The following is a 13016-nucleotide window of genomic DNA, read 5'->3' on the forward strand; positions in this document are numbered from 1 at the left end:
ATAGCGTCCAGGCAAAACCTGGAAAATTTCTTAGTTTTGCCGGATATGAAGTGAAAAAGTGAGATGCATCACGCTTCGCGCGGTGTCTGGGCATTCAAAAAGGGCAGTAACAGCAGTGCGGAAATCCCGGCGGCAATGGCGATAACCACAAAAAAACCGCTCCAGTGCCAGGTATCGAGTACTTTCGCCAGCGGCCAACCAGCAAGCGACGCCCCCAGATAAGCAAACAAGCCGACAAACCCCGTTGCCGCCCCTGCCGCCTCCTTGTGGGAACACTCTGCTGCCGCCATGCCGATTAACATCTGCGGGCCAAAGACAAAAAAACCAATGGTGAAGAAGCAGCTTGCCTGCATCACGTAGCTGGCAAATGGCATCAGCCACAGCGAGCCGACGGACAGCAAAATCCCGGCGGCGAAAATTAAATTCATCGGCCCGCGGTTGCCGTTAAAGAGTTTGTCCGAGCCCCAACCCGCTACCAGCGCACCGATAAATCCGCCCAGTTCAAACATTGTCACTGCCGTATTCGCCGTGACCAGATCGACGCCCAGCGTCTCGGACATATACAAATTGCCCCAGTCGTTGATCGCCGCCCGGACCACATAGACCAGCACATAGCAAAACGAAAGCAGCCAGATATACGGATTCAGCAACACATATTTGGTGAGGATCTCTTTACGTGTCAGCCCTGCCCCTTCTTGTTGTTGAGCAATCTCCAGCGCGTCGTGCCGCCATTCACCGACCGCCGGTAAACCTAACGCCTGCGGGCGATCGCGCAGCCGCCAGCAGAGAAAAATCCCCACGACGATCGCCATACAACCGGCAATCATCATCCCGGCACGCCAGCCGTAATGCAGCGCAGCTGCTGCCATCACAATGGGAATGAGTGCGCCGCCGACGTTATGCGCCGTGTTCCATAATGCCCACCAACCCCCGCGCTCAGTACGTGAATACCAGGTGGTTAACAGACGCGCACACACCGGTGAACCCCAGCCCTGGAAAAAGGCGTTCAGCCCCCATAGCATGGCAAACGCCCACAGCGACGTCGAGAAACCAAACAGAATGTTGATAATGCCCGTAGCGATAAGCCCAATCCCCATAAAATACCGGGCATTTGAGCGGTCGCTGACAATGCCGGAGACAAACTTCGACACGCCGTAGGTAATGTAAAACAGAGTCGCTAACAGGCCGATATCGCTACGGCTGAGCACACCGTTGGCAAGAATTTCTGGTACGGCGGCGTTAAAACTTTTACGCGTAAAGTAAAACAGTGCGTAACCCAGCCAGATGGTCAGCAGAATATGGCGACGCCAGTAACGGTAACGGGCATCAATTTCTTGTTTATCGCTAATCAACGGCGCGTCAGCTGGCGCTTTCAGAAACGGCAACATCATCAAGCCTTAGACATAACGTTGAGGTAGAGAAACACTGACACGCGTGCCGTGCAAACAGGAGATGGTCAAGGTGCCACCCAGCGCCGTTACTCGCTCGCGCATTCCGGTGAGGCCAAAACCGTGTTGCCCGGAACCCGGCGGTAAACCGCTACCATCGTCTTCAATCACCAGCATCAACCGTTCGTCCTGCTGCCAGCCTTGCAACGTGACCGCACTGGCATCGGCATGTTTCACAATGTTGTTCAACCCTTCCTGGCAGACGCGAAACAGCGTCACGCGCTGGTTTTCGCTTAACGCTGATTCATCGATTCGCCATTCGAGATGGCTGACAATACCGCGCCCTTCCAGCTCCATTTCCCGCATCAGTGAGCGGATGGCCTGCTCCAGAGTGAGATCATCCAGCTGGCGCGGACGTAACCGCCCTAACAAGCGGCGCACCGCGTCGTAAACGCCCAGGGATAACTGTTCGATGAGCTGCCCGCTCTGTTTCACGCGGGCGTTATCCGCCGCGAGCCGCTGGACAATGCCCGCTTGCGTACGAATGGCGGTGATGGTCTGACCGATATCATCGTGTAATTCACGCGCCACATCACGACGCACACTCTCTTCGGTTTCTAACAAACGTTCAGCCAGATGCTGATTGCGCGCCAGTTCCTTTTGCAGCGACTGGTTAAGTTCACGCAACCGCTGGATGCCAGCGCCAAGTAACAACCCTGTCAGACTTTGCACCAGCAGTGAGAGCAATAAATCGACCGGATGGTCACGCCAGGTTTGACTGGCGATCAGCGCGATGGCGTTCATCAACGTCGCAATCAGCGCCCCTTGCCAGCCGTAGTGCCATGCCAGCGCGATAATCGGCAGCGCCAGGCAGAATGGCGTAAAGCGCGACAGTTCATCCGGCAATCCCAACTGGAGCCAGAGACTGATAACAAACAGCAGCAAGTACCAGACCAGATGCCGCCCGCGCCAGTTGATCGGTTGAGAAACCAATGACGGACCGAGCGGCAGCCAGGTGTTATTGGCGAGATAGTGCCAGAACACCAGACATATCGGGGCCAGCGTCAGGCCGCCAGTTAAAGTTAACAGCAGCGCATTCCACGACTCTTTGCCGTACCAAAGCCAGGGCAACGACTGCAACAACGCCGCCGCCGTCAGCGCTGCCCCCTGTAACAGCAGGGTGCGCCAGTCGCGTTGATGGCGATAGCGTGAGATCAGCGCCACGGGCAGTAACGTCAGCAAACTACCGATCATCAATAAGGAGAAATGGCTTAAACCAACCGCCTGCATTAACCAATAAATCAGCAGCCATTCCGCGCCCAGCAGCACTGGCCAGTATCCGCGTGGGCATTGCAACATTAGCCCAAGTCGAAGACCAAATGGAAATAACAGCACCGCCATATCAGGGCGCTCAACCAGATGCAGGCTGATACTCCACAGGCAAAACCACGCGGCAGAGAAGATAAAAAAGCAGGCAATAACAGTAATTAAGCGGGAGAACAACGTCTTCATCACCAGCCATCAAACATGCGGCGCGCCAGTTCCACGTCGTTACTGACGCCCAGTTTTTCCATCAGGTTGGCGCGATGGACGTGTACCGTTTTCGGCGACAAGCCCAGTTCGGCGGCAATCTCTTTCACCGTCATTCCTTGCGCCAGTTTTTCCGCCACCTGGCGTTCACGTTTGGTCAGCGGGTCCTGGCGACCGGATGCCAGTTTAATGGCAATATCCAGTGTCAAATAACATCCCCCCGTAGCAACCGTATGCACCGCTGCAATCAGTTCATCCGGGCTACAGCGTTTGGAGAGAAAGCCGCGCGCCCCCGCGTTAAGCGCCTGCTCAACCAGTGCCGGACTGTCATGAACGGAGAGCATAATTGTCGCCATACCTTTCGGCAGCTGGCTTAGCAGCTCCAGACCGGAGATATCGGGCATGGAGATATCGCAAATACACACCTGCACACCGCGCCCCGGCAGCCCCGCCAGTGCCTCGCGCCCCGAACCAAACTCGGCAACTACCTGCAAATCAGGTTCCAGCCCCAGCAGCTGCGCAAAGCCGGAGCGGACGATAAGGTGATCGTCTATAAGGGCAACGGTGATCATGATTGGGTCCTGGCGGATAAAAAACGCGCATACCTTAACGATAAGCGCGATGTTGTTCAAGCCTTGAGCGGTTACTGAAAAAACACCGCAATCTTGTTAAACATCGTCGGATCGGACTGATTACGTTGCACTTTTACCACATCTTCCAGCTTATCGATTTGGCTTATCATCTGCTCCAGACGCTGGTCGTCATTGACCAGTAGCCAGATATGGCTTTTGTCGCTGTTCTGAATCGGCAGGCAGAGAATGCCTTCAACGTTAAAAGCGCGGCGGGCAAAAAGGCCACAAACGTGGGTCATTACGCCCGGATGGTTGCGAACGGTGAGTTCCAGAATCACGTTGTCATGAGTTGTGTTTTGCATGGCTTATTCCCCCACCATTTCAGTATTCGCCGCACCTGGCGGCACCATCGGGTACACTTTTTCTTCGGCATCAATACGCACATGGATCAGCGCCGGGCCGGGACGATTAATGATTTCCCGCAACGCGGCCTGCGGATCGGCTTCGTTATTCAAATCACAGGTTTCGAGGCCGAATCCGGCGGCAATTTGCATAAAGTTGATTTTGCCCGGATAGGTGGCGGCAAAAACGCCCTGCTTGTAGAACAGACTCTGTTGCTGATGCACCAGCCCCAGCGCTTCGTTGTTCATCAGGATGATTTTGACATCCAGCTGGTTTTCGCTGGCGGTCGCCATCTCCTGAATATTCATCATCAGGCTGCCGTCGCCGGAGAAACACAACACTTTGCGATCCGGGTTCGCCAGCGCCGCGCCAATCGCCGCAGGCAGGCCAAAGCCCATCGTGCCCAGCCCACCGGAGGTCAGCCACTGGCGTGGGCGATTGAGCGGATAGGCTTGCGCGGTCCACATCTGATGCTGACCCACGTCGGTGGTGATAATCGCGTTGTCATCGACACAGGCGGCAACGGCGTTGATCAGGCCGTAATGGCTTAACGGATCGCACGCTTTCGGGATTGGACACGGGAATTCGCGCTGCAAATCGGCTACCAATTGGTGCCACTCTGCACGCGGTTGCGCTTCCACCAGCGGGATCAACTGCGCCAGCACGTCATCAACATCCGCCTGAATCGCTACGTGCGGCTGCTTGATTTTGCCCAGCTCTGCACGGTCGATATCGACATGAATAATTTTGGCATTTGGGCAGAACTGCTCGGTTTTGCCAATCGCCCGGTCATCAAAACGTGCGCCGAGAACAATCAGCAGATCCGCCTCCTGCAAGATATAGTTAGTGCTACGTACACCGTGCATCCCCAGCATACCCAGCGACAGCGGATGCGCTTTTGGCAATATGCCCAGCGCCATTAAAGTCATGGTGGTAGGCAGCTGCGCTTTCTCCGCCAGTTCACGCACCCGCGTGGGGGCGTTAATCACACCACCACCCAGATAGAGCACCGGGCGTTTGGCGGCGTTAATCATTGCAGCTGCGTCACAAATACTCTCCTCACTAAACGCAGGCGCGGCAGCTTTTTCTGTCATACCGGGCTGTTCTTCAATCTCAAAAACTGCCGTTTGCACATCCTTAGGAATGTCTATCCACACCGGGCCGGGGCGGCCTGATTGCGCAATACGGAAGGCATCGCTCATGACCTGCGGGAGTTCTTCGATATGTCTGACCAGATAGTTGTGTTTGGTGATGGGGATAGAGATGCCGTAGGTGTCCACTTCCTGGAAGGCGTCAGTGCCGATCATTGAGGCAGGGACCTGGCCGGTGATGCAAATCAGCGGGATGGAGTCCAGTCGCGCATCGGCAATGGCGGTCACCAGGTTAGTCGCACCCGGTCCGCTACAGGCCATACAGACCGCCGGTTTGCCGTCGGTACGCGCCATTCCCTGAGCGATAAACCCCGCGCCCTGTTCATGGCGAGCCAGAATATGGCGGATTTGCGTGCTTTGGCTCAAGGCATCGTAAACAGGCAGGATAGAACCGCCCGGAATGCCCGTCACAATCTTAATGCCCTGCTGTTCCAGGAAATGAACGATAAATTCTGCGCCGGTAAAGCGCTTACGTGTCGATGATGTGCCCGAACTTGCCATGCTCCAGTCCTTTTCTTCTGGGCCGACTTTCCGGGAGGTGCTTAAACGAAAAACCCCGCCCGGTTTGCGCCGGCGGGGTTTTGGAATCGTGTGTTGTTCCAGTCCCTACGGCGCATTGCCGACGACCACCACCACACGCACGACGACCACTGCGGCGGATGGCGCAGTTGGTAGTAGTTTTGCGTTGAACATGGAAGTAGTCATTGGGGACCTTGTCTGTTTTGTGTTTAACAAGATTTATACAAGCACAGCTTTACAGAGGAGACAATGGAAAATTGTTCAGCAAGGGAAAATTGAGGGGTTGATCACGTTTTGTACTGAATTGCAGGTAACAAAAAACCCCGCCGGAGCGAGGTTTCGTCAGCCGCCCGCGGCTGGTAACCGCAAAGCATACTGTATTATGTCAACACTGAAAGTATACGTGTTCCGCGCAAAACGCGCAATTTCGGCACGAATTTTGACGTATTTAGTGCATAGTTGAGTATCGATCACAGTTTGCGTTTTGTCCAAATATTACTGTTTATTTATACAGTAAACTTCTATAATATCACTGTACGCAATGTGTTATGCGGGGGCCGCATCGTTACCCGGCGCACTAAGTCCTGGCTGAAACGGGTGGTGCCGTCAGCGCCTTAACCCCGCGTGAGCACACTGTGTTATGTCAACAAGCACAACGTTTCTCCTTGAGATACCGCGTGCACAACAGCTGGCAACAGGCAGCGGAAAGGTACGTCAGCTGGCAGTGCTCCTGAACCACAGGAGACGCGTATGAGCCTGGTGGATATCGCCATTCTTATCCTCAAACTCATTGTTGCAGCACTGCAACTACTTGATGCTGTTCTGAAATACCTGAAGTAATTCAGATTCAAGTCGCACCAAAGGGGAGCGGGAAACCGCTCCCCTTTTATATTCAGCTTATCGATTGATGTCCGATGCGATGTTAATACATCTTATCCGGCCCACAGCTCTTTCCGGCAACATTTATTGCCGCTTTTGTTTACATATTCTGCCGTTTTGCATTTCGCCATTCCTGACACATATCTGGCTAACATTCATCAATGTGATAGATTCCTCTCCCGCATTTATTGGAATGCACAGCAACTTATTCTGAATATTTTTCTAAAAGCATCATTGAAATGAAAAGGCAAAGAAACGTCAATTTGCTATTGATGTTGATATTACTCGTAGCTGTCGGTCAGATGGCACAAACCATTTATATTCCAGCTATTGCCGATATGGCGCGTGAACTGAATGTCCGTGAGGGTGCAGTTCAAAGTGTGATGGGTGCGTATCTGCTGACTTATGGTATCTCACAGCTGTTTTATGGCCCCATTTCTGACCGGGTCGGCCGCCGCCCGGTGATCCTCATCGGAATGTCCATTTTTATGCTGGCAACACTTCTAGCCGCCACGACTCATAGCCTGACGGTGCTGATTGCCGCCAGCGCGATGCAAGGCATGGGAACCGGCGTCGGGGGAGTGATGGCGCGCACGCTACCGCGTGATTTATATGAACGGACACAACTGCGCCATGCCAATAGCTTGTTAAATATGGGGATTCTCGTAAGTCCATTATTGGCTCCCCTGATTGGTGGTGTGCTCGATACCCTATGGAACTGGCGTGCCTGTTATCTGTTTTTGCTGGTTTTATGTGCCGGCGTCACCTTTAGTATGGCCCGCTGGATGCCAGAAACACGGCCCGCTGACGCACCGCGAACCAGTTTGATCACCAGCTATAAAACACTTTTTGGCAACGGGGGTTTTGACTGCTATCTGTTGATGTTGATTGGCGGTCTGGCGGGGATTGCTGCCTTTGAAGCTTGCTCCGGCGTGCTCATGGGGGCGGTATTAGGACTCAACAGCATGACGGTGAGTATTTTGTTTATCCTGCCAATCCCGGCTGCATTTTTCGGTGCATGGTTTGCCGGACGCCCAAATAAACGTTTCTCAACCTTAATGTGGCAATCTGCAATCTGTTGTTTGCTGGCAGGCCTTTTGATGTGGCTCCCTGCCTGGTTTGGCATCATGAACATCTGGACACTTCTGACGCCTGCCGCGCTATTCTTTTTTGGGGCCGGGATGTTATTCCCACTGGCAACCAGTGGCGCAATGGAACCTTTTCCGTTCCTGGCCGGTACTGCAGGTGCATTGGTTGGCGGATTACAGAACATTGGCTCTGGTGCACTCGCTTCGCTCTCCGCCATGTTGCCGCAAACCGATCAGGGAAGCCTTGGAATGTTAATGACACTGATGGGAGTGTTGATTGTATTGTGCTGGCTTCCGTTAGCAGCTCGCATGTCACATCAGGGGCAAGCGGTTTAATTCATTATAAGGTGGCCTTCGGGCTACCTTACCTGTTCTTTTAGCCAGGTAATAAATGCCTCAATTTTTGGCCACTGCCTGCCCGGTAATGTGGTGATGTAATAATGCTGATGGCATTTCACCGTCATATCGCCAAACGGTGCAACGAGCTCACCACTGGCAAGCCTTTTTTGTACCAGGCGCTTTCTTCCCATCGCTATCCCAATATGATTCATCGCAGCGATAACAGCTAAATCAGAACGATCAAAGCCAATTCCAGAAGATGTCGGCAAATTAACTGCATAATGTTGCGCCCAACTATGCCATTCATCCGTACCGGAGTCGTTGCTCCATGCCTGTCTGTCATGGAGCAACGTACAGTGGCGCAGGTTAATTACCGTGTTGGTTAAAGCATGTCTTTGAGCGTATTCCGGGCTACATACAGGCAGGATTTCTTCATCCATCAGAAAGTGATGAGTCAGTTGCGCTGACGGCGCGTCATCAAAGTAAATCGCCAAATCGATTCCGGCACGTTGCAGATTGACATTGTCATTACCAGTGAGCACGGTGAGCGAAATAGACGGATAGCGGCGTGTAAAGTCACCTAATGCGGGCACCAACCAGCATTGAGCGATAGAGGGGCGGGAATACAGAGTTAACGTTCCCGATAATTCCTGATTTTTGATATCAAGAATTTCCTGGTTCAGGGTATCCAGCGACGATTTTAGCGCCCAATAAACGCGTTTCCCCTCGTGCGTTAATTCCACTTTGCGATGGGAACGGACAAACAACTGAATACCCAATTCTTCTTCCAGCTGATTGATACGGTGACTTACCGCACTAGGGCTCAGCGACAATTCCTCTGCCGCCAGGGCGAAGGACTGATGCCTGGCTGCCACTTCAAAAGTATGCAGTTTTGATAGTTGCCAGCCATTAAGCAGTCGATTTCTTATTTCACGAAGGGATTCCATAATCACCTCATTTTTCTCTTAAGTGTAAAAAAATAGCGGCAAAATTTTCAGCTGTAAGGTGAGCTAAAGTGAACCATATCTCAATTTACCTTCATTTTTAGACGTAAATCACTCCATTGCTGCAATTTAGCTCATGTGAAAGGCAAATTTTATCGTTTGTCAGCCTGCGTTGTTTTTTTGTCCAATATCATCAGGTTAATCACAGGGGAAGGTGAGATATGCACTCTCAAATCTGGGTTGTGAGCACGCTGCTTATCAGCATCGTGTTAATTGTACTGACCATCGTGAAGTTCAAATTCCACCCGTTTCTGGCGCTATTGCTGGCCAGCTTCTTCGTGGGAACGATGATGGGTATGGGGCCACTGGATATGGTAAACGCTATTGAAAGTGGAATTGGCGGAACACTGGGTTTCCTTGCTGCGGTTATCGGCCTTGGCACGATACTGGGAAAAATGATGGAAGTATCCGGTGCCGCAGAAAGAATTGGTCTGACACTTCAGCGCTGCCGCTGGCTTTCAGCTGATGTCATTATGGTGCTGGTTGGCCTGATTTGCGGCATCACGCTGTTTGTTGAAGTGGGCGTCGTGCTATTGATTCCTCTGGCTTTTTCAATTGCCAAAAAAACCAATACCTCATTGTTAAAGCTGGCCATTCCGCTGTGTACTGCATTGATGGCAGTGCACTGCGTGGTTCCTCCACATCCGGCTGCTTTATATGTTGCCAATAAGCTGGGCGCAGATATCGGTTCGGTGATCGTCTACGGTTTGCTGGTTGGGCTGATGGCATCACTGATCGGTGGCCCACTTTTCCTTAAATTTCTGGGGCAACGACTGCCCTTTAAACCTGTACCCACAGAGTTTGCCGATCTGCAAGTTCGCGATGAAAAAACACTACCGTCATTAGGCGCAACGTTATTGACCGTACTACTGCCCATTGCGCTGATGTTGGTGAAAACGATTGCCGAATTGAATATGGCGCGTGAGAGTGGTTTGTATAGCTTGCTTGAGTTTATTGGCAACCCTATCACTGCCATGTTTATCGCCGTGTTTGTCGCCTATTATGTGTTGGGTATACGTCAGCATATGAGCATGGGGACGATGCTCACACATACAGAAAATGGTTTCGGTTCTATTGCTAATATTTTGCTGATTATCGGGGCCGGAGGCGCATTCAACGCCATTTTAAAAAGCAGCAGTCTCGCTGATACGCTGGCAGTTATTCTCTCCAATCTGCATATGCACCCGATACTTCTGGCCTGGTTGGTGGCACTTATTCTGCATGCTGCGGTGGGCTCCGCTACCGTGGCAATGATGGGGGCAACGGCAATTGTTGCCCCCATGCTGCCGCTGTATCCCGACATCAGCCCGGAAATTATTGCGATTGCTATCGGTTCAGGTGCGATTGGCTGCACGATCGTTACGGACTCGCTTTTCTGGCTGGTGAAGCAATATTGCGGCGCTACGCTCAATGAAACATTTAAATACTATACGACAGCGACATTTATCGCTTCAGTCGTCGCTCTGGCGGGCACATTCCTGCTGTCATTTATCATCTAAGCGCAAAGAGACGTACTATGGAAAACGCTAAAATGAACTCGCTCATCGCCCAGTATCCGTTGGTAAAGGATCTGGTTGCTCTTAAAGAAACCACCTGGTTCAATCCTGGCACGACCTCATTGGCTGAAGGTTTACCTTATGTTGGCCTGACCGAACAGGATGTTCAGGACGCCCATGCGCGCTTATCTCGTTTTGCCCCCTATCTGGCAAAAGCATTTCCTGAAACTGCTGCCTCTGGGGGGATTATTGAATCAGAACTGGCTGCCATTCCGGCTATGCAAAAACGGCTGGAAAAGGAATATCAGCAACCGATCAGCGGGCAACTGTTACTGAAAAAAGATAGCCATTTGCCTATTTCCGGCTCCATAAAAGCACGCGGCGGGATTTATGAAGTCCTGGCACATGCAGAAAAACTGGCTCTGGAAGCAGGATTGCTGACGCTTGAAGATGACTACAGCAAACTGCTTTCTCCGGAGTTTAAACAGTTCTTTAGCCAATACAGCATTGCTGTGGGCTCAACCGGAAATCTGGGGTTATCAATCGGTATTATGAGCGCCCGCATTGGCTTTAAGGTGACAGTGCATATGTCTGCTGATGCCCGGGCATGGAAAAAAGCGAAACTGCGCAGCCATGGCGTTACGGTCGTGGAATATGAGCAAGATTATGGTGTTGCTGTCGAGGAAGGACGTAAAGCAGCGCAGTCTGACCCGAATTGTTTCTTTATTGATGACGAGAATTCCCGCACGTTGTTCCTTGGGTATTCCGTCGCAGGCCAGCGTCTAAAAGCGCAATTTGCTCAGCAAGGTCGTATCGTCGATGCTGATAACCCTCTGTTTGTCTATCTGCCGTGTGGTGTTGGCGGTGGTCCTGGTGGCGTCGCATTCGGTCTTAAACTGGCGTTTGGCGATCATGTTCACTGCTTTTTTGCCGAACCAACGCACTCCCCTTGTATGCTGTTAGGCGTCCATACTGGATTACACGATCAGATTTCTGTTCAGGATATTGGTATCGACAACCTTACCGCCGCGGATGGCCTTGCAGTTGGTCGCGCATCAGGCTTTGTCGGGCGGGCAATGGAGCGTCTGCTGGATGGCTTCTATACCCTTAGCGATCAAACCATGTATGACATGCTTGGCTGGCTGGCGCAGGAAGAAGGGATTCGTCTTGAACCTTCAGCACTGGCGGGTATGGCCGGGCCTCAGCGCGTGTGCGCATCAGTAAGTTACCAACAGATACACGGTTTCAGCGCCGAACAACTGCGTAATGCCACTCATCTGGTGTGGGCGACGGGAGGTGGAATGGTGCCGGAAGAAGAGATGAATCAATATCTGGCTAAAGGCCGTTAATAACGTTTCAACGCAGCATCGCCATCAGTTCCAATGGGGAGCGGTGCTGCTTGATTAGGTCCCGCAGTACTCGCATATAAGGTGAGCTATGTTCAAAAAAGGCTTTATAACCTTCGCATAGTGCGCTTTTTTCACAAACGTTCGTTACAGGGCAATTATCTTCGCATAAACGGAATACATCACAAGCCTGACAGGAAGCATTAAGTCTGGAGGATTTTTGCTTTTCGGTATCACTTTTACGCTGACACCAGCGCTTAAGCGTTGTATCAAAAAGCTGAATAGAAATTCGGTGGATATCTTCCCGTACCCAGATATTAAACACGCTAATTAAAAAACTTCCCCAAAGCTGAGGCGTGACGGAATTTTCGGTCATATTGCCGTTTTCGTCATAAGCCACAAACGGGATCAATTGAATGTTTTGGGTTTCAAGTTGCTTAATCTGCTGGTAAAAGGCGGTTGGTTGGCAGGCGTGTTCTCGCTCTACAACCAGTGGATGCCACTGCTTTTGGTTTTCCATTTTGACGTCCTGTCATGTGAGTTTTTCGATAAATACCACAAGTTGACGAACATGTATTACAGAAAACAGTATTGCGAGTGATAACACCGCGAGGGAGATCAAAAATTTGTCACGTACCGCGTGATTTTGAGAAAAATCGTAATGCGCTACATCCATCAAATTCCGTTTGCGGGTGTAACGCCAAAGAATGAGCGCCACAATAGCCAGCACGACCATTGAAATCCAGAATAACGTTCCGGCCTGATGCCAGTTATTCTTTAACGCCAGCACCATTAACGCACAGTAACCCAGCAAAGTACGAAACCATGCCAGTGATGTACGTTCAGGCTGCAAGCCAGGATCGGCAATACGACGAGCTTTACGACTATCCGGCATACAAAACCAATCCAATAACAACAACTGCGACTACCAGCAAAATCAGGCTAATTACCAGTAAGCCGCGGGTATAGGGTAAATCTTCTTTCAGTCGCATCGCCTTTTCGTTGTTCAACCAGCGTAGATAGCCATAAATCGCCAGTACACCAGAAAAGAGACACAGTAGCAGGGCCAGCACTTCCCGAATGAGTGGTGTTGCAAAATCAGGCGCCAGTTGATCAAGCCCTACACCTGCCGCCAGAAAGCCCAGTGCAGTGCGGATCCATGCGAGAAATGTACGTTCATTTGCCAGTGAGAAACGGTAATCCGGCGCTTCTCCGAGGCGGGAAATTTTCATTTTTTCTCCTGTGAAAAATGCCCCGCTGAAAATTTAAGCGAGAATTACAATAATGCCTCAGAATTTTTGT

At 51.5% G+C, this 13016-nt stretch carries 14 protein-coding genes; 4 read left to right on the forward strand and 10 right to left on the reverse strand.

The genetic code is table 11. The annotated features are described in order from the left end of the window. Positions 1 to 68: 68 nt before the first annotated feature. From uhpC to ivbL, 6 genes are all read right to left on the reverse strand, one after another. The gene (uhpC, locus tag K0335_RS12115) at positions 69 to 1388 is read right to left on the reverse strand and encodes an MFS transporter family glucose-6-phosphate receptor UhpC (protein ID WP_104920001.1); all 1320 of its coding nucleotides are present in this window, start codon (positions 1386 to 1388) and stop codon (positions 69 to 71) included. Between the two features lie 9 nt (positions 1389 to 1397). Then, on the reverse strand, positions 1398 to 2900 hold the full coding sequence (gene uhpB, locus K0335_RS12120) for a signal transduction histidine-protein kinase/phosphatase UhpB (RefSeq protein ID WP_001355057.1): 1503 nt from the start codon (positions 2898 to 2900) through the stop codon (positions 1398 to 1400). Further along, the gene (uhpA, locus tag K0335_RS12125) at positions 2900 to 3490 is read right to left on the reverse strand and encodes a transcriptional regulator UhpA (protein WP_219393842.1); all 591 of its coding nucleotides are present in this window, start codon (positions 3488 to 3490) and stop codon (positions 2900 to 2902) included. Before uhpA ends, uhpB begins: the two co-directional genes overlap by 1 nt. Positions 3491 to 3561: 71 nt before the next feature. Then, positions 3562 to 3852: an acetolactate synthase small subunit gene (gene ilvN, locus K0335_RS12130; protein ID WP_104920000.1), complete on the reverse strand. Its 291-nt coding sequence runs from the start codon at positions 3850 to 3852 to the stop codon at positions 3562 to 3564. A gap of 3 nt (positions 3853 to 3855) precedes the next feature. Further along, positions 3856 to 5544 (reverse strand): acetolactate synthase large subunit, encoded by a 1689-nt coding sequence (ilvB, locus tag K0335_RS12135; protein ID WP_104918103.1) that lies wholly within the window; start codon positions 5542 to 5544, stop codon positions 3856 to 3858. 105 nt (positions 5545 to 5649) lie between these two features. Further along, entirely contained in the window at positions 5650 to 5748 is a 99-nt protein-coding gene (ivbL, locus tag K0335_RS12140; protein WP_001312198.1) for an ilvB operon leader peptide IvbL, read from the reverse strand. A 564-nt stretch (positions 5749 to 6312) separates the two neighbouring features. Here ivbL and tisB point away from each other — a divergent pair. Together tisB and emrD are read left to right on the forward strand one after the other, a co-directional pair. Beyond that, a complete protein-coding gene (gene tisB / locus K0335_RS12145) occupies positions 6313 to 6402 on the forward strand; it encodes a type I toxin-antitoxin system toxin TisB (RefSeq protein ID WP_000060506.1) in 90 nt (29 codons plus the stop codon). A gap of 278 nt (positions 6403 to 6680) precedes the next feature. Further along, a complete protein-coding gene (gene emrD / locus K0335_RS12150) occupies positions 6681 to 7865 on the forward strand; it encodes a multidrug efflux MFS transporter EmrD (RefSeq protein ID WP_000828733.1) in 1185 nt (394 codons plus the stop codon). Positions 7866 to 7888: 23 nt separating this feature from the next. Here emrD and dsdC read toward each other — a convergent pair whose 3' ends face one another. After that, positions 7889 to 8815, reverse strand: coding sequence for a DNA-binding transcriptional regulator DsdC (gene dsdC / locus K0335_RS12155; RefSeq protein ID WP_104919997.1), 927 nt, complete (start codon positions 8813 to 8815; stop codon positions 7889 to 7891). Between the two features lie 218 nt (positions 8816 to 9033). On the opposite strand from dsdC, the gene dsdX reads away from it, so the two are divergent. Then, positions 9034 to 10371, forward strand: a complete 1338-nt coding sequence (gene dsdX / locus K0335_RS12160) for a D-serine transporter DsdX (RefSeq protein ID WP_104919996.1) — start codon at positions 9034 to 9036, stop codon at positions 10369 to 10371. A 17-nt stretch (positions 10372 to 10388) separates the two neighbouring features. Next, positions 10389 to 11717 (forward strand): D-serine ammonia-lyase, encoded by a 1329-nt coding sequence (gene dsdA, locus K0335_RS12165; protein ID WP_000426409.1) that lies wholly within the window; start codon positions 10389 to 10391, stop codon positions 11715 to 11717. Positions 11718 to 11724: 7 nt separating this feature from the next. Here the strand turns inward: dsdA and K0335_RS12170 are convergent, their stop codons facing one another. From K0335_RS12170 to K0335_RS12180, 3 genes are read right to left on the reverse strand one after another with little or no spacing between them, the layout of a single operon-like run. Beyond that, positions 11725 to 12234 carry a radical SAM protein gene (locus K0335_RS12170; RefSeq protein ID WP_000431308.1) on the reverse strand — a complete coding sequence of 170 codons (510 nt, stop codon included), beginning with the start codon at positions 12232 to 12234 and terminating at the stop codon, positions 11725 to 11727. A gap of 12 nt (positions 12235 to 12246) precedes the next feature. Next, entirely contained in the window at positions 12247 to 12609 is a 363-nt protein-coding gene (locus K0335_RS12175; protein WP_001113422.1) for a DUF202 domain-containing protein, read from the reverse strand. Next, positions 12599 to 12946: a YidH family protein gene (locus K0335_RS12180; RefSeq protein ID WP_000703953.1), complete on the reverse strand. Its 348-nt coding sequence runs from the start codon at positions 12944 to 12946 to the stop codon at positions 12599 to 12601. Before K0335_RS12180 ends, K0335_RS12175 begins: the two co-directional genes overlap by 11 nt. Positions 12947 to 13016: the final 70 nt, after the last annotated feature.

Source organism: Escherichia sp. GZ89, from assembly GCF_019366485.1.
In the GTDB taxonomy this organism is placed as follows: domain Bacteria; phylum Pseudomonadota; class Gammaproteobacteria; order Enterobacterales; family Enterobacteriaceae; genus Escherichia; species Escherichia fergusonii.

Bases quoted from the DNA above. Each gene is read 5' to 3' on its own strand.
- uhpC (WP_104920001.1), bottom strand. From the start codon at position 1,388: ATGTTGCCGTTTCTGAAAGCGCCAGCTGACGCGCCGTTGATTAGCGAT.
- uhpB (WP_001355057.1), bottom strand. From the start codon at position 2,900: ATGAAGACGTTGTTCTCCCGCTTAATTACTGTTATTGCCTGCTTTTTT.
- uhpA (WP_219393842.1), bottom strand. From the start codon at position 3,490: ATGATCACCGTTGCCCTTATAGACGATCACCTTATCGTCCGCTCCGGC.
- ilvN (WP_104920000.1), bottom strand. From the start codon at position 3,852: ATGCAAAACACAACTCATGACAACGTGATTCTGGAACTCACCGTTCGC.
- ilvB (WP_104918103.1), bottom strand. From the start codon at position 5,544: ATGGCAAGTTCGGGCACATCATCGACACGTAAGCGCTTTACCGGCGCA.
- ivbL (WP_001312198.1), bottom strand. From the start codon at position 5,748: ATGACTACTTCCATGTTCAACGCAAAACTACTACCAACTGCGCCATCC.
- tisB (WP_000060506.1), top strand. From the start codon at position 6,313: ATGAGCCTGGTGGATATCGCCATTCTTATCCTCAAACTCATTGTTGCA.
- emrD (WP_000828733.1), top strand. From the start codon at position 6,681: ATGAAAAGGCAAAGAAACGTCAATTTGCTATTGATGTTGATATTACTC.
- dsdC (WP_104919997.1), bottom strand. From the start codon at position 8,815: ATGGAATCCCTTCGTGAAATAAGAAATCGACTGCTTAATGGCTGGCAA.
- dsdX (WP_104919996.1), top strand. From the start codon at position 9,034: ATGCACTCTCAAATCTGGGTTGTGAGCACGCTGCTTATCAGCATCGTG.
- dsdA (WP_000426409.1), top strand. From the start codon at position 10,389: ATGGAAAACGCTAAAATGAACTCGCTCATCGCCCAGTATCCGTTGGTA.
- K0335_RS12170 (WP_000431308.1), bottom strand. From the start codon at position 12,234: ATGGAAAACCAAAAGCAGTGGCATCCACTGGTTGTAGAGCGAGAACAC.
- K0335_RS12175 (WP_001113422.1), bottom strand. From the start codon at position 12,609: ATGCCGGATAGTCGTAAAGCTCGTCGTATTGCCGATCCTGGCTTGCAG.
- K0335_RS12180 (WP_000703953.1), bottom strand. From the start codon at position 12,946: ATGAAAATTTCCCGCCTCGGAGAAGCGCCGGATTACCGTTTCTCACTG.